Annotated in this window: 16 protein-coding genes; 11 read left to right on the top strand and 5 right to left on the bottom strand. The window is 59.1% G+C overall.

Annotated elements, in window-relative coordinates; genetic code table 11:
* The first annotated feature begins 195 nt into the window (after positions 1 to 195).
* The 10 genes from CTATCC11996_RS06130 to CTATCC11996_RS06085 all read left to right on the top strand — a co-directional run bounded on the left by CTATCC11996_RS06130 (position 196) and on the right by CTATCC11996_RS06085 (position 9,974).
* The gene (locus tag CTATCC11996_RS06130; RefSeq protein ID WP_370449556.1) at positions 196 to 1,278 is read left to right on the top strand and encodes a pilus assembly protein PilM; all 1,083 of its coding nucleotides are present in this window, start codon (positions 196 to 198) and stop codon (positions 1,276 to 1,278) included.
* Positions 1,275 to 1,886, top strand: a complete 612-nt coding sequence (locus CTATCC11996_RS06125; RefSeq protein WP_034348279.1) for a PilN domain-containing protein — start codon at positions 1,275 to 1,277, stop codon at positions 1,884 to 1,886. Before CTATCC11996_RS06130 ends, CTATCC11996_RS06125 begins: the two co-directional genes overlap by 4 nt.
* On the top strand, positions 1,886 to 2,560 hold the full coding sequence (locus tag CTATCC11996_RS06120) for a type IV pilus inner membrane component PilO (RefSeq protein ID WP_003074144.1): 675 nt from the start codon (positions 1,886 to 1,888) through the stop codon (positions 2,558 to 2,560). Before CTATCC11996_RS06125 ends, CTATCC11996_RS06120 begins: the two co-directional genes overlap by 1 nt.
* Positions 2,557 to 3,108: a pilus assembly protein PilP gene (locus tag CTATCC11996_RS06115; protein ID WP_003074141.1), complete on the top strand. Its 552-nt coding sequence runs from the start codon at positions 2,557 to 2,559 to the stop codon at positions 3,106 to 3,108. Before CTATCC11996_RS06120 ends, CTATCC11996_RS06115 begins: the two co-directional genes overlap by 4 nt.
* Complete coding sequence (locus CTATCC11996_RS06110; protein ID WP_003074139.1) at positions 3,105 to 5,219, top strand: type IV pilus secretin PilQ; 2,115 nt, start codon at positions 3,105 to 3,107, stop codon at positions 5,217 to 5,219. The genes CTATCC11996_RS06115 and CTATCC11996_RS06110 overlap by 4 nt, the downstream gene beginning before the upstream one ends.
* 114 nt (positions 5,220 to 5,333) lie before the next feature.
* Positions 5,334 to 5,870 (top strand): shikimate kinase, encoded by a 537-nt coding sequence (locus CTATCC11996_RS06105; protein WP_034348278.1) that lies wholly within the window; start codon positions 5,334 to 5,336, stop codon positions 5,868 to 5,870.
* 64 nt (positions 5,871 to 5,934) lie between these two features.
* Complete coding sequence (gene aroB / locus CTATCC11996_RS06100; RefSeq protein WP_003074134.1) at positions 5,935 to 7,032, top strand: 3-dehydroquinate synthase; 1,098 nt, start codon at positions 5,935 to 5,937, stop codon at positions 7,030 to 7,032.
* A gap of 85 nt (positions 7,033 to 7,117) precedes the next feature.
* Positions 7,118 to 8,296: a deoxyguanosinetriphosphate triphosphohydrolase gene (locus CTATCC11996_RS06095; protein ID WP_003074132.1), complete on the top strand. Its 1,179-nt coding sequence runs from the start codon at positions 7,118 to 7,120 to the stop codon at positions 8,294 to 8,296.
* 155 nt (positions 8,297 to 8,451) lie between these two features.
* Positions 8,452 to 9,069 (top strand): DUF1415 domain-containing protein, encoded by a 618-nt coding sequence (locus CTATCC11996_RS06090; RefSeq protein WP_003062011.1) that lies wholly within the window; start codon positions 8,452 to 8,454, stop codon positions 9,067 to 9,069.
* Positions 9,069 to 9,974: a class I SAM-dependent methyltransferase gene (locus CTATCC11996_RS06085; protein ID WP_003074129.1), complete on the top strand. Its 906-nt coding sequence runs from the start codon at positions 9,069 to 9,071 to the stop codon at positions 9,972 to 9,974. The genes CTATCC11996_RS06090 and CTATCC11996_RS06085 overlap by 1 nt, the downstream gene beginning before the upstream one ends.
* A 45-nt stretch (positions 9,975 to 10,019) precedes the next feature.
* Here CTATCC11996_RS06085 and pgi read toward each other — a convergent pair whose 3' ends face one another.
* Together pgi and tal are read right to left on the bottom strand one after the other, a co-directional pair.
* Positions 10,020 to 11,624 (bottom strand): glucose-6-phosphate isomerase, encoded by a 1,605-nt coding sequence (gene pgi, locus CTATCC11996_RS06080; protein ID WP_003074127.1) that lies wholly within the window; start codon positions 11,622 to 11,624, stop codon positions 10,020 to 10,022.
* Positions 11,625 to 11,640: 16 nt separating this feature from the next.
* On the bottom strand, positions 11,641 to 12,603 hold the full coding sequence (gene tal, locus CTATCC11996_RS06075; RefSeq protein WP_003074125.1) for a transaldolase: 963 nt from the start codon (positions 12,601 to 12,603) through the stop codon (positions 11,641 to 11,643).
* A 244-nt stretch (positions 12,604 to 12,847) separates the two neighbouring features.
* Here tal and CTATCC11996_RS06070 point away from each other — a divergent pair, with 244 nt between their 5' ends.
* On the top strand, positions 12,848 to 13,693 hold the full coding sequence (locus CTATCC11996_RS06070; protein WP_003058703.1) for an SIS domain-containing protein: 846 nt from the start codon (positions 12,848 to 12,850) through the stop codon (positions 13,691 to 13,693).
* 231 nt (positions 13,694 to 13,924) lie between these two features.
* On the opposite strand, the gene catC is transcribed toward CTATCC11996_RS06070, so the two are convergent.
* The 3 genes from catC to CTATCC11996_RS06055 all read right to left on the bottom strand — a co-directional run bounded on the left by catC (position 13,925) and on the right by CTATCC11996_RS06055 (position 16,555).
* On the bottom strand, positions 13,925 to 14,209 hold the full coding sequence (gene catC / locus CTATCC11996_RS06065; RefSeq protein ID WP_003074122.1) for a muconolactone Delta-isomerase: 285 nt from the start codon (positions 14,207 to 14,209) through the stop codon (positions 13,925 to 13,927).
* Between the two features lie 50 nt (positions 14,210 to 14,259).
* Positions 14,260 to 15,597: a short-chain fatty acid transporter gene (locus CTATCC11996_RS06060; RefSeq protein ID WP_003074121.1), complete on the bottom strand. Its 1,338-nt coding sequence runs from the start codon at positions 15,595 to 15,597 to the stop codon at positions 14,260 to 14,262.
* 220 nt (positions 15,598 to 15,817) lie between these two features.
* On the bottom strand, positions 15,818 to 16,555 hold the full coding sequence (locus tag CTATCC11996_RS06055) for an SDR family oxidoreductase (RefSeq protein WP_003062025.1): 738 nt from the start codon (positions 16,553 to 16,555) through the stop codon (positions 15,818 to 15,820).
* Between the last annotated feature and the right edge of the window lie 4 nt (positions 16,556 to 16,559).

Here is a 16,559-nt window from a genome sequence, read left to right as displayed (position 1 = left end):
ATCCTAAATCACAGGGTAAGCACTAGTATGTGCAAGGGCTGAGGTTCTTGCGGTTTGACGTTACACAAGTTTGTGTTTTTTTGACCACGAAATACGGTGCAAAGCGCTGCAGCAAAGCATGTGCTGCTATAGCTTGCTGCTAGGATCCCGGGGTATTGCTGGCTTTTGTTTCCATTCTTACAAACCTGGGGGGGCATGTTGATTGCTCTGAGTTCTTTATTCAGCCGTCAGCCTGCACCTTTGCTTGGCATTGATGTCAGCTCCTCCAGCGTGAAGCTGGTCGAGCTGGCCAAAAGCAAATCCGGCGAGTGGCAACTGGAGCGTTGTGCGATTGAGCCTCTTGAAAAAGGCTGGATCACCGACGGCAATATTGAGAAATTTGATGAGGTGGCGGAGGCAGTGCGCCGTCTGGTCAAGAAAAGCGGAACGCGTACAAAGCAGGTGGCCATGGCGCTGCCAGCCTCTGCTGTGATTACCAAGAAGATCACCTTGCCAGCCGGCCTGACCGAGCTGGAGATGGAAGTTCAGGTCGAGTCCGAAGCCAATCAATACATTCCGTTCTCGCTCGATGAGGTGAGCCTGGATTTCTGTGTCATAGGCCCGTCGGTGGCGTCGCCTGGCGATTTGGATGTGCTGATCGCTGCATCGCGCAAGGAAAAAGTGCAGGACCGTCAGGGCCTGGCCGAGGCTGCCGGTCTCAAGCCCATAGTGATCGACATCGAGCCCTACGCCGCCCGAATGGCGGCAACGCGCCTGGTGTCGCGTTTGCCCAATGCAGGGCGTGACGCTGTCGTGGCGCTATTCGAGGTGGGGGCAATGACTACCAGCATGCAGGTGCTTCGCAATGACGAGGTGCTGTATGAGCGGGATCAGGCCTTTGGCGGTGCACAGCTCACCCAGCTGATTGCGCGCCAGTACGGTTTTTCTCCTGAAGAGGCAGAAGCCAAGAAGCGCAGCGGCGAATTGCCGGACGACTATGCGGCTGGTGTGCTCAAGCCCTTCGTGCAAAGCCTGACCCAGGAAGTGGCGCGAGCGCTGCAGTTCTTCTTCACGAGTACTCCCTATAACCGCGTCGATCATGTTTTGCTGGCAGGTGGGTCGTCGTCCTTGCCGGGGCTGGTGGATGCCGTCAGCCAGCAGACTGGATGTGCCTGCAGTCTTGCCAATCCTTTCGAAGGCATGGAAATTGGCAGCGGCGTGCGTCTGAAGAGGATGGCGCGTGAAGCACCGTCCTATCTGACCTCTTGCGGTTTGGCCATGCGGAGGTTTCAAGAGTGATACTGATTAACCTTTTACCGCACCGAGAAGCTGCCAAGAAGCGCCGTAAAGAAGCGTTTCAGGTCAATATGGTGCTGGGCGCACTGGGTGGACTGCTGATCGCAGCACTGATTTACTGGTACTTCCAGATGATGATCGAGGGCCAGCAGAACAAGAACAATCTGCTGCGCTCCGAAATCAAGGTCCTGGAGACACAGATCAAGGAAATCGAGGGGCTTGAGGCTGAAATCACCGCTCTGCGTGCACGACAGAAGGCGGTGGAGGATCTCCAGTCCGACCGCAATCTGCCGGTGTACATGCTCAATGAGCTGGTCAAGCAACTGCCGGACGGTGTCTATATCAGCAGCATCAAGCAAGAAGGCCTGTCTGTGACCATGCAGGGAACTGCGCAGTCGAATGAGCGTATTTCCGAGATGCTGCGCAATCTTTCGGATGGCTCGCCCTGGTTCTCCAAGCCGGAGCTGATGGAAATTGTGGCCAAGACGGTTGATGTGACTGCCAAGGATAAGCGCCGTGCAGCTGCATTCACATTGCGCTTCAATCTGACCAGGACCAGCGATGCGGAGAAAAACCTGCTTGCTGCAAGCTCCTCTGTGAAGGCGCAGTAATGGCAAAAAAGAAGAAATCTCTGGACATAGACTTCGCTGCACTGCAAGAGAGAGTTCAGCGTCAATTCCGGAATCTGGATCCCAATGATCCTTCGGTCTGGCCTGCCTTGCCCAAGGCACTGCTGTATGTGGCTGTTGCAGTCGCTGTCGCTGCCTTGCTGTGGTTCGTCATCCTGAAAGATTACGAGGCAGAGCTGGACGCCGAGCGTGCGACCGAGGTGACTCTACGCGAAGACTACTCCAGGAAAATGATCAAGGCGGTGAGTCTGGAGGGCTTGAAGAAGCAGCGCGAGCAGGTGCAGCAGTATGTGATGCAGCTGGAAAAGCAACTGCCCAGCAAGGCGGAGATGGCTGCTCTGCTCTCCGATATCAACCAGGCAGGCTTGGGACGCAGTCTGCAGTTTGAAGTATTCCGCCCTGGTGCCATGGTGACCAAGGAGTACTACGCCGAGCTGCCAATCACCCTGAAGGTAACGGGGCGCTATCACGACATCGGTGCTTTTGCCTCGGACATCGCTTTCCTGTCCCGTATCGTGACCTTGAACAATCTGTCCATCGTCCCGGGCGGCAAAGACACGGATGTGCTGTCCATGGATGCCACGGCACGGACCTTCCGATATCTGGATGCGGACGAAGTCAAGGCGCAGCGTGACGCGGCCAAGGGGAAGAAATGAGCAGAGCATTCTTGAGCCCTGTCTGGCTGGTACTGATGAGCAGTGCTTTGCTGGCGGGCTGCACCTCCTCCGAGGAGGATCAACTGCGTGAGTGGATGGCCCAGGAGCGTGCCAATGCCAGGCCTCGCGTGAGTCCTCTGGAGGAGCCCAAGCCTTTCAAGCCCCAGGCCTATACAGGGACTGATGGCATGGAGCCCTTCAATCCGCTCAAACTGATCCAGGTGCTGCGCAAGGAGTCTGCGCAATCCAACATCAGCACGGCTTTGCTCACGCCAGAGCTGAGTCGCCGCAAGGAGCCACTGGAGGCCGAGCCGCTGGACACCATGACCATGGTGGGCAGTCTCGACAAAAAGAACGTACCCACGGCCTTGGTCAAAGTCGGCGGTCTGCTCTACCAGGTACGTGTCGGCAACTATCTGGGGCAGAACTACGGAAAGATCACCAAGATTACGGAAAACTCCATCCAGCTAAGAGAAATTGTCCAGGATGGCGGTGGTGACTGGATTGAAAGAACAAGCACTTTGGAGTTGCAGGAGGTTGGCAAATGATGGGTATTAATCGCAGCACTATGGCGAAGGCCCGCTGGGGTCTGACCCTGAGCGGCCTTTTGCTTTCTTCGGCAGCCTGGGCGCAAGCCCGCATTGAGGCTGTTACAGGCGCTTTGCAGTCAGGCTCCGAGGTCGTCCGTGTTGAGCTGTCCGAACCGCTGGCTGCAGACCCGACCGGATTCGTGGTTCAGTCTCCGGCGCGTATCGCTCTGGATTTTCCGGGTGTGAGCAATGGCTCAGGCAAGTCGTTGCTTGAATTCAATCAGGGCAATCTGCGTTCGGCAAATCTGGTGGAAGCATCGGGTCGCTCACGTCTGGTGTTGAATCTGAAGACGGCTACCACCTATCGCCTGCAGCGCCAGGACAAATCTTTGCTGATCTTGCTTGATCCCGCAGGTGCTGCGACAACCGCTGCAGCTGCGGCTCCTGTCATGGCTCCGGTGTTTGAGAACAAGACGGCAGCCTCTGATGCAGCTCCGATTCGCGGTATCGACTTTCGCCGTGGTAGCGATGGCTCCGGCCGGGTTGTAGTCAGCCTTGGCAGCAGCCAGGTGGGGGTGGATCTGCGGCAGGAGGGCAAGGGCCTGACAGTGGACTTCCTGCGTACAGCCCTGCCCGAAAATTTGCGCAAGAAGCTCGATGTGGGAGATTTCGGTACGCCTGTGCAAACGATCTCGACCACTCAGCAAGGTGATCGTGTTCGGATGCGCATTGACCCCGTGGGTGATTGGGAACACAGCGCATACCAGAGCGACAATCAGTTCGTGGTGGAAGTGCGCCAGAAAAAGGTCGACACCAGCAAGTTGACGCAAGGCCCGGGCTACAGCGGCGAAAAGCTGTCGCTCAATTTCCAGAATATTGAAGTGCGCTCTTTGCTGCAGGTCATCGCGGACTTCACCAACTTCAATATCGTCACTTCGGATACGGTGACAGGTGCCTTGACTCTGCGTCTGAAGGATGTCCCTTGGGATCAGGCTCTTCAGATCATCATGGATGCCAAGGGGCTGGGTATGCGCAAGTCCGGCTCCGTGCTCTGGATCGCTCCCAAGGACGAGATTGACGCACGTACCAAGCGTGACTACGAAGCGGCCATGGAAATCCAGAAGCTGGAGCCTCTGCGCACGCAAGGCTTCCAGCTCAACTATGCGAAGGCGGCGGACATTCTGCAGCAGATCACGACTTCGACAGGCGGCGGTGGTGCAGGCAGTACAGGGTCCAGCACGCGCTTTCTGTCGTCGCGCGGCTCCGCCATTTCCGAGCCACGAACCAATCAGCTGTTTGTGACGGATACGCCGACCAAGCTGGAAGAAATGAAGGCTTTGCTGGCAACGCTGGATGTGCCGGTACGCCAGGTCATGATCGAGGCCCGCATTGTGGAGGCACGCGATACCTTTGGCCGTTCGCTGGGTGTGAAGTTCGGCGGAGGGGCTGTCGGCAGCAATGCCTCCATGACCTCATCTCAGTTCCTGCCTGATAGCAGCTCGGGAGCGAGCACCAAGTTCCCCAGCGGCAATTTCGTCAACTTGCCAGCCAGTGTTTCGGGAATCAACACTGTGGGTCAGGTCGCATTCTCTGTGTTCAATAGCTCGATGACGCGTTTCCTGTCGCTGGAGCTGTCCGCTCTGGAAGCAGAAGGTGACGGCAAGATCATCTCCAACCCCCGTCTGGTGACAGCAGACCAGAACAAGGCATTGATCGAGCAAGGCACGGAATACCCATACTCCGTGACTGCGCCGAATGGCGCCACGACGATCTCGTTTAAGAAGGCAGTGCTGAAGCTGGAAGTGACTCCGCAGATTACCCCTGAAGGCGACATCATTCTGGATCTGGATGTGAACAAGGACAGCCGCGGTGAGACTACGACTCAGGGCGTCGCCATTGATACCAAGCATGTCAAGACCCAGGTGCTGGTCGAAAATGGTGGCACCGTGGTGATTGGCGGTATCTTTGAGCTGGAGGAGACCAACCAGCTCAACAAGGTGCCGCTGTTCGGAGATCTGCCTGTTTTGGGGCATTTGTTCCGCAGCAACACCAAGGCTTCGAGCAAGCGTGAAATGCTGGTTTTCATCACTCCCAAGATGCTGAGCCAGGTGCGCAGCACCAGCAAATAACTGTTATCAGTTTTTACATAGGGCCCGCACGAGTTGATGCGGGCCTTTTCATTTGTAATATCTGCGGGCTGCGAGAATCATGGGCTGGCCAGATTGGCGGATGACGGTAACGCGATGACTGTTCTAAAGAAATTTCATATTGCCCTTGTGGGCTTGCCAGGCTCCGGCAAATCCACCATCGGACGCTATTTGGCCAAGCGTTGGTCTATGCCTTTTGTGGATGTGGACGTGGCCATCGAAGAGCATATCGGCTGCACGATTCGCGATTTTTTTGCCAAGGAAGGCGAGGCCAGATTCAGGGATGTAGAGCAGCAGGTGCTGGCAGCGCTGCTGGCGCGACCTGAGAAAACGGTGGTTGCCACAGGTGGCGGTGCCGTGCTGAAGGCTGAAAACAGGCAAGAGCTGGCCGGGCATGCACAGGTGGTCTATCTGAGTGCATCACCGCATGAAATTGCCAAGCGCCTGCAGCGGGATACTCAGCGTCCCTTGCTGCAAGTGGACAATCCTTTGCAGCGCTTGCTGGATTTGCATGCCATCAGAGATCCGCTCTACAAGGAAGTGGCGGATTTTGTGGTGGCGGGCAGCGGTCTGTCCGCCGCGCAGGTGGCTCAGCGAGTGGCCATGCAGATTGAACTCGGTCAGCATTCCTGATTGCGCATAAAAGCTTGTTGGTCAATACACTGCGTGGGGTTCCTGCTATGTATTTTGAGAGAGGTTGAACGTGGAAACGGTGCATATTGATCTGGGAGAGCGCAGCTATCCCATCGTGATTGCAGAGGGTTTGCTGGCCCAGAGCTCCACTTGGCAGGCATTGCCCAAGGCGGCGGCGGCTCTGGTCGTGACGAATGATGTCGTGGCCCCGCTTTATCTGTCTGCGCTCAAGCAGGCCTTGAGTGGCCAATACGCCCAGGTTCACGAGGTGGTGTTGCCCGATGGTGAAGCCCATAAAGACTGGCAGACTCTGAACCTGATTTTTGATGCCCTGCTGCAGCATGGTTGCGACCGCAAGACGGTGCTGTTTGCACTGGGCGGCGGTGTGGTGGGGGACATGACGGGCTTTGCTGCCGCCAGCTATATGCGTGGCGTGCCTTTTGTGCAGGTGCCGACCACGCTGCTGTCCCAGGTCGATTCCTCGGTGGGGGGCAAGACTGCCATCAACCACCCGCTGGGCAAGAACATGATTGGGGCTTTCTATCAGCCGCAACTGGTGCTCTGCGATCTTGCTACGCTCGATACCCTGCCCGAGCGCGAGTTGAGCGCAGGTCTGGGGGAAATCATCAAATACGGCCCTATTGCCGATATGCAGTTCTTCGACTGGCTTGAGCAGAATATGGATGGCTTGCTGCGCCGCGATCGCGACTTGCTCGCCCATGCCGTCAAGCGAAGTGTGGAGATCAAGGCCTGGGTCGTGGGGCAGGACGAGAAGGAAGCGGGTCTTCGCGCGATTCTCAATTTTGGTCATACCTTCGGTCATGCGATCGAGGCCGGCATGGGCTACGGCAACTGGCTGCACGGTGAGGGTGTGGCGGCAGGCATGGTGATGGCAGCGGAGCTGTCCCAGCGTCTGGGCCTGGTGGAGGCGAGCTTTGTCTCGCGTCTGCGCAAGCTGATTGAGCGAGCAGGCTTGCCGGTGCGAGCGGCGGTCATTGATGCCCAGGACAATGCGGGTCGCTATCTGGAGCTGATGCGGGTCGACAAGAAATCCGAAGCCGGTGAAATCCGCTTTGTGCTGATCGATGGTCCCGGCAAGGCGGTGATGAGGTCGGCGCCCGACGCGCTGGTGCGTGAAGTGATAGAGAGTTGCTGCGCTTGATGGATGGCGCTATGTGAGCAGACTCTGGGGGGACGCAAGCCCATAGCTGTTAGAGTCATTGCATTGAGTTGTTGAGGCAATTTGCATGACCGCTCTGGCTTCCTACGCCTGCCATCCCCAGCAAAGCCGCGGGCGTCGCTTTGCTGAGTCCCCGGCTCCCACGCGCAGCGACTTTCAGCGCGATCGGGATCGCATTGTTCACTCCTCGGCATTCAGAAGGCTGGTTTACAAGACCCAGGTTTTTGTGAACCATGAGGGCGATCTGTTCCGAACCCGGCTCACGCATTCTCTGGAAGTGGCGCAACTGGGGCGTTCCATCGCACGTTCTTTGCGGCTGGATGAAGACCTGGTTGAAGCCATCTGTCTGGCGCATGATCTGGGGCACACACCTTTTGGACATGCGGGGCAAGACGCGCTCAATGAGTGCATGAAGCCCCATGGCGGTTTTGAGCACAATCTGCAAAGTCTGCGTGTAGTGGATAGGTTGGAGGAGCGCTATCCTGCCTTTGACGGTCTGAACCTGACTTTTGAAACGCGCGAGGGAATTCTCAAGCATTGCTCGCTCAGCAATGCGCAATTGCTGAATGCACGGGAGCCCGGCGGGGTGGCTCAGCGTTTTCTGGACGGCACTCAGCCTTCTCTGGAGGCTCAGCTATGCAATCTGGCGGATGCGATTGCCTATAACGCCCATGATGTCGACGATGGCGTTCGGTCGGGTTTGATCACCATGGCCCAACTACGCGATGCCGTGCCTTTGTTTGCTCGCTACCATGCGGCCACTTTGGCGCAGTGGCCCGATCTGGCTCTGCCGGATGCCCAGCGCAAGCTGCTCTATGAGAGCATTCGCCGCATGCTCAGTGACCAGGTCTATGACGTCATCCATCACTCACAGGTCGGTATTGAGCAGGCGGCTGTGCGCTCGGTGCAGGAGGTTCGTCAGCACGGCCGGACGCTGATCGGTTTCAGCGAAGAGATGAAAGCGCAGTCCCTGGTGCTAAAGCAGTTCTTGTTCAGGCAGCTCTATCGGCACCCTCAAGTCATGCAGACCATGAACAGTGCCCAGCAAGTTGTGAAAGAGCTGTTTGCCGCTTATATGGTGGAGCCTGAACGCATGAAGCCGCGCTTTGTTCAGCGTGCCCATATCGTCACTACCCTGCATGAACGTGCGCGAGTGGTGGCAGACTTTATTGCGGGCATGACAGATCGCTATGCAGCGCGCGAGCATGAGCGCATCACCGGGCTTAGGCTGCTGGGCGAGGCCTGAGGGAAGCTCGCCAACGGTCTTGCGGGCATTGGCGAGCATGGCACAGGCCGGATCGCTAAAATAATGGTTCTGTGTATCTAGAGCCGGAATATTTCCCGCCCAGTGCGCATTCTTTGGGGGCGATGGCCCCCGTTTGCATTTTGGAGGGCCCTGTCATGACCGAAACTTCAACCATCGCCGATCAGGCTTTCCCGCCAGAGCTTGTGATTGCGGATACCGTGCGCTGGCTGGAAAAGGCCGTGATAGGTCTCAACCTGTGCCCTTTCGCCAAAGGCGTGCATGTCAAAGCTCAGATCCACTATGCCGTCAGCGATGCGACCGATGCGGAGGCTGTTGCCGAGGCTCTGCATCGCGAGCTTGAGGCCCTGGCCGAAGCCAACGCAGAAAAGCGCGACACCACACTGCTGATACTGCCCCATGCCCTTCAGGATTTTCTGGATTTCAATGACTTTCTTGAAGTGGCGGATGCCATGATCGAGGAGCTGGATCTGGGGGGTATTTTGCAGGTCGCCTCGTTTCATCCTCAATTTCAGTTTGAGGGCACGGATGTGGACGACGTTACCAACTGCACCAATCGTGCTCCCTATCCCATATTGCACTTGCTGCGCGAAGACAGCATCGACAAGGCGGTGGAGGTGTTTCCGGAAGCCGAAACGATTTACGAGCGCAATATGGAAACGCTGGAAAAGATCGGCATCGAGGGCTGGCTGGACCTGGATGTCGGGGCTCGCTGCCCTGTGACTGGACATGGTCAGACGAAGGCAGAGAAGTGATGGGCAAGACCGATAAAAAGCAGAGCCCGCAAAAGCCCGCCAAAGCAGGGGCACTTGATATCGCCGAGCAGCTGGGGCTCAAGCCCGGTCAGAGCCTTGAGCTGCTCAAGGCTCTGCATATCCTCACGCGCGAGGGCAAGCTCAATCAGGATTCGCGCCGCAAGCTCAAGCAGGTCTATCACCTCTATCAGTTCATCGAGCCTTTGCTGACCGAGCTGTCCAAGGATGGGCATGCCGTGACACTGGCTGACCATGGTGCGGGCAAGTCCTATCTGGGGTTCATTCTTTACGACCTGTATTTCAAGGCCTTGGATCAGGGCCGGATTTTCGGTATCGAGACGCGTGCGCCGCTGGTCGAGGCCTCTCAGAAGTTGGCGACTGAACTTGGCTTCGATCGCATGGAGTTTCTCAATATGTCGGTGGCCGAGTCCACGCGAGCAGACTTCATGCCTTCGCAGTTCGATGTGGTCACGGCCTTGCACGCCTGCGATACGGCGACTGATGATGCGATAGCCTTCGGGCTGGAAAAGCAGGCCAAGGCCATGGTGCTGGTGCCTTGCTGTCAGGCAGAGGTGGCTGCATGCCTGCGTCAGACCAAGGCCATGAGTCTGGCGCGCACTCCGCTGGCCGAGTTGTGGCGTCACCCGATCCACACTCGCGAGATGGGCAGTCAGATTACCAATGTGCTGCGTTGTCTGTATCTGGAGGCTTGCGGCTACCAGGTCACGGTCACCGAGCTGGTGGGCTGGGAGCACAGCATGAAGAACGAGCTGATTGTGGCTCGTTACACAGGGCAGAAGAAGCGCAGTGCGGCGCAACGCCTGCACCAACTGCTCGCCGAGTTTGGACTGGAAGGTCTGGCCGGTGTGCGCTATCCCCATTTGCCGCAAACCAGCGCGGTCTGAGCAGGCTTGAAGCATGAGCCCTGTCGGGCTCGCTGCTTGTGATGCTCAGTGACCTTCCATCAGGCGCTTCATCAGCTCCTGCGTCGACGCGTCCACTCCTGCCCAGTCATTGCGGTTCTGGCGGGCATGCAGCTGTTTGGCCAGATTCTTGCCCAGCTCCACGCCCCATTGGTCGAAGCTGTTGATGTCCCAGATGGCGCCTGAGACAAAGATGCGATGTTCATACAGCGCAATCAAGGCGCCCAGAGAGGCGGGGTCTAGTCTCTCAAGCATCAGAAAGCTGCTGGGGCGATTGCCGGGACAGTCTTTTTCCGGGCCCTCTCCGCAGCGCCCCACCATCAGCGCCTGGGCCTGGGCAATGGCGTTGACCACCAGGCTTTGGTGGTGCTCGCCCAGATATTTGCCTCCGTCGCGCAGGGCGATGAACTCGACCGGTATGACATCGCGTCCCTGATGCAGCATCTGGAAAAAGGCATGCTGCCCATTGGTGCCGGGCTCGCCCCAGATCACCGGTGCCGTGGGAGCTGAGAGCCGAGCGCCATTCTTGCTGATGCTTTTGCCATTGCTTTCCATCTCCAGTTGCTGCAGATAGGCCGTCAGGCGGCGCAGGCCGTGGCTGTATGGGGCAATGCAGCGGCTGGAAAACTGGCAGAAATTGCGATACCAGACGTCCAGCAGTCCCAGGCGCACCGGGAGATTGCTCTCCATGGGCGCCGTGAAAAAGTGGGCGTCCATCGCATGAGCGCCGTTCAGCAGAGCCCTGAACTGCTCCGAGCCTATGGCGATGGCAATGGGTAGCCCAATGGCAGACCACAGCGAAAAGCGTCCGCCCACCCAGTCCCAGAAACCCAGCGTGCGCTGTATGCCGAACTCTGCGGCCGCCTGTGTATTGGTGGTCAGGGCCACGAAGTGCTGGTCGATAGAGCATGGGGCCTGCGGATCTTCGCTGCCGCCATGATCGAGAAACCACTGTCTGGCCGAGCGTGCATTCAGCATGGTCTCGGCCGTGGTGAAGGATTTGGAAGCAATCAGGAACAGCGTGCTTTCCGGTTTGACCCGGCGCAGCACATGTCCCAGCTCGTGGCCGTCCACATTGGAGACAAAGTGAAAGTTCTTGTCCTGGTCTATCCAGTCCTCAAGGGCATTGACCACGACTTCCGGACCCAGGTGCGAGCCGCCGATGCCGATATTGACGATATCGGTGATCTGTTGGCTGCCCCTGATCTGATCGGCCAGGGCGAGCATTCGATCCAGTGTGTCGTGAACTTCACGCAGCGCCGAGTGCATGTCCTGAGGCCAGGACCGAAGCACGGGTGACTGGGCGAGCTGCCCGCCGCCTGCAGGAGTGCGCAGCAGCCAGTGCATCGCGCTGCGCTGCTCGCTGGTATTGATGGCTGCGCCGGCCAGCATGGCATCGCGCTTGCGGGCGAGCTGGCTCTCGGCTGCAAGCTCCCTCAGCAAGGCCTCGGTCTCGCTAGTCCAGAGGTTTTTCGATAGATCGGCGAAGACATGTGGCGCCTGCATGCTCAGGGCGTCAAGACGTTGCGGGTCTTGTGCAAAGGCCTGGCGCAAATCCAGTTGCTGGATCTGCGACCGGTAATGGGTTTGCAAAGCCTGCCAGGCAGGCAGCTCGTGACAAAGAGGCGTCAAAGGAAATTCCAGTCAATCATGCAGCCGCTTGCTGCATCAATGCTTCCAGCTTCAGTGTGTCTGCGGTGAAAGCGCGAATGCCCTCGGCCAGCTTTTCGGTGGCCATGGCATCTTCGTTCAGCGCAAAGCGAAACGAGGCCTGGTCATACAGAACGCGCTCCTGTGGCTGGGCTTTGGCCTTGTCCGGGTCAAGGGCGCGGGTGACAGGTGTGGCCTCGTCCTGCTGTGCGCGGAGCTGGGCCAGCAGCTCAGGTGCAATGGTAAGCAGATCGCAGCCCGCCAGAGCCAGAATCTGGCCGGTATTACGAAAGCTTGCACCCATGACCTCGGTGGAAACATCGAAGTGCTTGTAGTAGTCGTAAATTTTCTGTACCGAGCGCACTCCGGGGTCGTTGGCGCCAGCCATGGCGGCCTCATCCCATTGCGCGCCGGCCTGCTTTTTGTACCAGTCGTAGATGCGGCCCACAAAGGGCGAGATCAGCTGGACCTTGGCCTGGCCGCAGGCAACGGCCTGACAGAAGGAGAACAGCAGCGTCAGATTGGTGTGAATGCCGCGCTGCTCGAGAATGCGGGCCGCCTCAATCCCTTCCCAGGTGGCGGCGATCTTGATGAGCACGCGCCCGGTGTGGATGCCTGCGGCCTGATACAGCTCGATCAGTCGCTCGGCGCGCGTGACCGTGGCCACGGTGTCGAAAGACAGGCGGGCATCGACCTCGGTAGAGACACGGCCGGGTATGGTGTTCAGAATCTCACAGCCGAAGCGCACCAGCGTCCGGTCCATGATTTCGTCCAGTCCTCTGTCTTTGAATTGCGCCACGGTGGCGCGCATCAGCGGTGCATATTCGGTCTTTTGAACCGCTTTGAGAATCAGGGATGGATTGGTGGTGGCATCTTGCGGTTGAAACTGCGCCAGTTGATGAAAATCACCGGTGTCCGCGACCACGGTCGTGAATTGCTTGAGCGCCTCCAACTGATTCATGTCCATCCTTTGCTGTGTTTCAAACTAACCAGCAAGTGTAGAGCGGGAATCCCTTATTGAGAATGAGCCTGCAGACACTCCGTTTGTTGATGCGTCAAGGCAAACCCTGCTGAATATGCGCGCTCGCCTATTTATTTGCGGAAATATTCAAGTTTTGCGGCCATTTTGCGAGGCGTGAGGCGCTTCGGTCTTATGCTCGCCTTTTTCTGCACGCATTCATTGCCTCCACCTCATCTGCGCCAATATGCTTGATCGGATTACTGCCTCCCTTCCGTCCCTGGCGCCTGCAGAGCAGCGTGTTGCACGCCTGGTACTGGCCGATCCGCGGGCCTTCGCGCATCTGCCGGTGCGAGAGCTGGCGGTGCGGGCGCATGTCAGCAAACCCACGGTGGTGCGCTTTTGCCGCAGCATGGGCTATGACGGCCTGGCGGACTTCAAGCTCAAGCTTGCGGGCAGCGTCAGCGAAGGCGTGCCCTTCATCCATCGCAGCGTGGACAGCGATGACAAGACCAGCGATGTCATGGTCAAGGTGGTGGACAACGCGGTTGCCGCTTTTCTGCAGTATCGCAATGCGGCCAGCACAGCGGCCATAGAGCAGGCTGCGCAGGCGATTGCCGCGACCTGGCAGACGGGCAAGCGCATCGAGTTTTACGGCGCCGGGAACTCGGGCATCGTGGCGCTGGATGCCCAGCACAAGTTTTTCCGCCTCGGTGTGACCAGTCTGGCCACCAGCGATGGCCATATGCAGGTCATGAGCGCCACCTTGCTGGGGCCGGGCGACTGCGTGGTCATCATCTCGAACTCCGGCCGCACGCGGGATCTGATGGACGCCGCAGATATTGCCCGCAAGAACGGGGCCACCACAATAGCCATCACGGCCAGCGGCTCGCCTCTGGCCTCGGCCTGCCAGGTGCATCTGGCTGCCGATCACCCCGAAGGCTACGACCGCTACAGTCCCATGGTCTCGCGGCTGCTGCACCTGCTCATCATCGACGTGCTGGCGACCTGCGTGGCCCTGCGCATCGGGCCAGCACTGCAGCCGGCGCTGGAGCAGATGAAGAACAATCTGCGCGCCAAGCGCTATACCTGAAAGCCTGCAAAGACGCGGCCTGGGGCGGGCAGCAGCGAAGGCGCGAGTGCTCTTTTTTGCTCTTTTTTGCTCTTTTTATAGGAGCTTCTATCGCTTGATTGATAAAGATTTCAGATGCAAAACATATTGAAATCCTTTGTGAATAGATGGTAACAGCTATCAAAAAAGCCCATGCGGGCAAAACCTGCATGGGCTTTGTTGCGGGCGGGCGCTTGCCCGCCGTTGTCGTGCTTACTCCTGCACGATGGAGGAGGGGTGGTTGGCCAGGGGCGTTACCTTGATCTGCATATAGGGGAACAGCGGCAGGCCGCTGAGCAGGCTGTGCAGTTCGTCATTGCTCTGGACGTCGAAGATGCTGACGTTGGCGTATTCGCCCACCACGCGCCAGATATGGCGCCACTTGCCTTCGCGCTGCAGCTTTTGCGAGTATTCCTTCTCGTCCTGCTTGATCTGCGCGACCAGGGCGGGGTCCAGCGAGTGGGGGATCTGGACAATCATTTCGACCATGTACAGCATGGGGTTCTCCTAGGTGAGGATGTGAGCGGAAAAAGTACGCTGGCGCTCTGTTACAGATGAGGCCAGATCAGCATGGTGGTCGCGTAGATGACGCCGACCAGCATCATGGAAACCACGGTATAGCCCATGATGTCCTTGAGCTTGAGCTTGGACAGCGCCAGGGCCGGCAGGATCCAGAATGGCTGGACCAGGTCGTTCCAGCCATTGCCCAGCATCACCGACATGGCGGTCTGGGCCTGCGAGGCCCCCAGAGTCTTGGCCGCGTCAATCATGAACGGGCCCTGCAGCACCCAGTGGCCGCCGCCCGAGGGCGCGAAGAAGTTGATCACGAAGGAGCTGACCAGGCCCCACAGCGGCAGCGTGTGCTCGCTGGCGATGCTCACGAAGATGTGGGCGATGGACTCCACCAGGCCAGAGCCATGCATGATGGCCATGATGCCTGCGTAGAAGGGGAACTGCAGGATGATGCCGCCGATGGTCTTGACGCCCTCATTGACCTTTTCCACATAGAGCATGGGCGTCTTGAGGAGCAGCACGCCCAGGAACAGGATGAAGAAGTTGATCATGTTCAGGTCGAGGTTGCCGCCCTTGACGAAATGCAGCACCACATAGGCCATGCCGCACAGGCCGATCAGCAGATTGAGCACGCGGCTGTTGTTCAGGCGGTAGGCCAGGGTCTTCTGGTCGCCCAGCAGGTCGTGACCCGCTGCGCTCTTGCCTTCGTCGGCGGCCACGGCGGGGTCCAGCTCCACGATCTTCTCGCCGGCCTTGGGGTGCATGGCGGCATTGAGCAGCGGCAGGGCAATGAGCACGGCCAGACTGGTCAGCAGCATGGGGGCGGAGAAGATGGTCTGCGTCAGAGGGATCAGGCCCATGCTGCTCTCGAAGGTGTGGCCCTTGGTCGAGATCAGCACCGGAATCGTGGCCGAGAAGCCCAGGCTGTACATGGTGAAGCCGGTATAGGCCGAGGCGATGATCAGCGGATAGTGAACGCCCTTGACCTTGAGCGCCAGCTTGCGCGCCATGATGCCGCCGATCACCAGGCCGAAGCCCCAGTTCAGGTAGCTGCCCACGCAGCCCACGATGGTGGCCACGATGATGGCCTGGCGTGGTGTGTGCACGTGGCTGGCGATGCGGTCCAGGAAACGGTTGACCAGGGGCGCGGCCGCCAGCACATAGCCCATGACCAGGATCACGGCCATCTGGGTGGTGAAGGCCAGCAGGCTCCAGAAGCCCTTGCCCCAGTCCTCGACCACGAGGTTGACGGGCCGGCTTTCCACGGCAAAGGCCAGGACCATGGTCAACAGGGTCAGCAAGATGGCGAAGACGAAGGGGTCGGGCAGATACTTGCGCATCAGCTCGGTGAAGAAGGCGGTGATTTTCGACATGGGTGCCGGTCTCCAGGGTTGGAATGATTTATGGGGAGAAGAAGGCGCCTGCGCCGCGGGGGCGCAGGGCTGGAACGTGGCTTTGCGCAAGTGGGGCTGGCAGGGCTCGCGTCAGAGACGCCGAGCCAGGGCCGTCCCGCAGCGTGGGCGTCGTCCCCTCCCGCGCAGCGAGAGAGGGCGCCGTGCATGCAGGCAAGCCGCAGCGCGGCTCAGGAGGCGTTCATACGGACGCCACGCCGACGGTCATCCCGCCGCAGACATAGAGCACCTGTCCGGTCACAAAGCCACTGCGCTCGTCGAGCATGTAGGACACGGCATGGGCCACATCCTCGGGAGTGCCCACCCGCTTGACGGGTACGGACTGGATGATCTTCTGCGTGCGCGGTGCATCGGGCGGATTGGCCTTGTCGAACAGCTCGGTGCGGATGGGGCCGGGGCCTATGGCGTTGGCCGTGATGCCCCACTGTCCCAGCTCCAGCGCCCAGACGCGCGTCATGCCGATCAGGCCGGCCTTGGTGGCAGCGTAGGCGGTGCGCAAGTCCTTGCCCAGCGCGGCGCGCGAGGACATGTTGACGATGCGCCCGAAGCCCGCCTCCTTCATGCCGGGCAGCAGAGCCTGCATGCACTGGAAGGCGCAGCGCAGGTTCAGCGAGACGGCCAGGTCGAACTCGGCCAGGGTCTGGGACGCGGCGTCATTGGGTACGACCACGCCCACGTTGTTGACCAGGCGTGTGATGGGGCCGCCTTCCAGAGCCTGACGCAGGGCGCGCGCCGTGTCCTCGGTATTGCTGAGGTCGGCCTGGATGCCGCCGGGCACATGGTCGACCACTCGGTCGATGATGATGGGTTCGTAGCCGTCGGCGCGGCAGCGCTGTGCAGCGGCGGCGCCGATGCCGGCTCCGCCGCCGGTGATCAGCACACGGGGGCGGAGCGGAAGGGAAGCGTTCTGGGAAGACATGGCA

It is taken from the genome of Comamonas testosteroni ATCC 11996, assembly GCF_000241525.1.
Taxonomy (GTDB): Bacteria; Pseudomonadota; Gammaproteobacteria; order Burkholderiales; family Burkholderiaceae_C; genus Comamonas; species Comamonas testosteroni.
The sequence above is the reverse complement of the archived record's forward strand: the minus strand, read 5'-3'. Positions and strand labels throughout refer to the sequence as shown.

Excerpts from the sequence above, each read along its gene's own strand:
- CTATCC11996_RS06060 (WP_003074121.1), bottom strand. The coding sequence starts at position 15,597 with ATGTCGAAAATCACCGCCTTCTTCACCGAGCTGATGCGCAAGTATCTG.
- CTATCC11996_RS06085 (WP_003074129.1), top strand. The coding sequence starts at position 9,069 with ATGGGCAAGACCGATAAAAAGCAGAGCCCGCAAAAGCCCGCCAAAGCA.
- tal (WP_003074125.1), bottom strand. The coding sequence starts at position 12,603 with ATGAATCAGTTGGAGGCGCTCAAGCAATTCACGACCGTGGTCGCGGAC.
- catC (WP_003074122.1), bottom strand. The coding sequence starts at position 14,209 with ATGCTGTACATGGTCGAAATGATTGTCCAGATCCCCCACTCGCTGGAC.
- CTATCC11996_RS06110 (WP_003074139.1), top strand. The coding sequence starts at position 3,105 with ATGATGGGTATTAATCGCAGCACTATGGCGAAGGCCCGCTGGGGTCTG.
- CTATCC11996_RS06130 (WP_370449556.1), top strand. The coding sequence starts at position 196 with ATGTTGATTGCTCTGAGTTCTTTATTCAGCCGTCAGCCTGCACCTTTG.
- CTATCC11996_RS06090 (WP_003062011.1), top strand. The coding sequence starts at position 8,452 with ATGACCGAAACTTCAACCATCGCCGATCAGGCTTTCCCGCCAGAGCTT.
- CTATCC11996_RS06070 (WP_003058703.1), top strand. The coding sequence starts at position 12,848 with ATGCTTGATCGGATTACTGCCTCCCTTCCGTCCCTGGCGCCTGCAGAG.
- CTATCC11996_RS06120 (WP_003074144.1), top strand. The coding sequence starts at position 1,886 with ATGGCAAAAAAGAAGAAATCTCTGGACATAGACTTCGCTGCACTGCAA.
- CTATCC11996_RS06105 (WP_034348278.1), top strand. The coding sequence starts at position 5,334 with ATGACTGTTCTAAAGAAATTTCATATTGCCCTTGTGGGCTTGCCAGGC.
- CTATCC11996_RS06055 (WP_003062025.1), bottom strand. The coding sequence starts at position 16,555 with ATGTCTTCCCAGAACGCTTCCCTTCCGCTCCGCCCCCGTGTGCTGATC.
- CTATCC11996_RS06095 (WP_003074132.1), top strand. The coding sequence starts at position 7,118 with ATGACCGCTCTGGCTTCCTACGCCTGCCATCCCCAGCAAAGCCGCGGG.
- CTATCC11996_RS06115 (WP_003074141.1), top strand. The coding sequence starts at position 2,557 with ATGAGCAGAGCATTCTTGAGCCCTGTCTGGCTGGTACTGATGAGCAGT.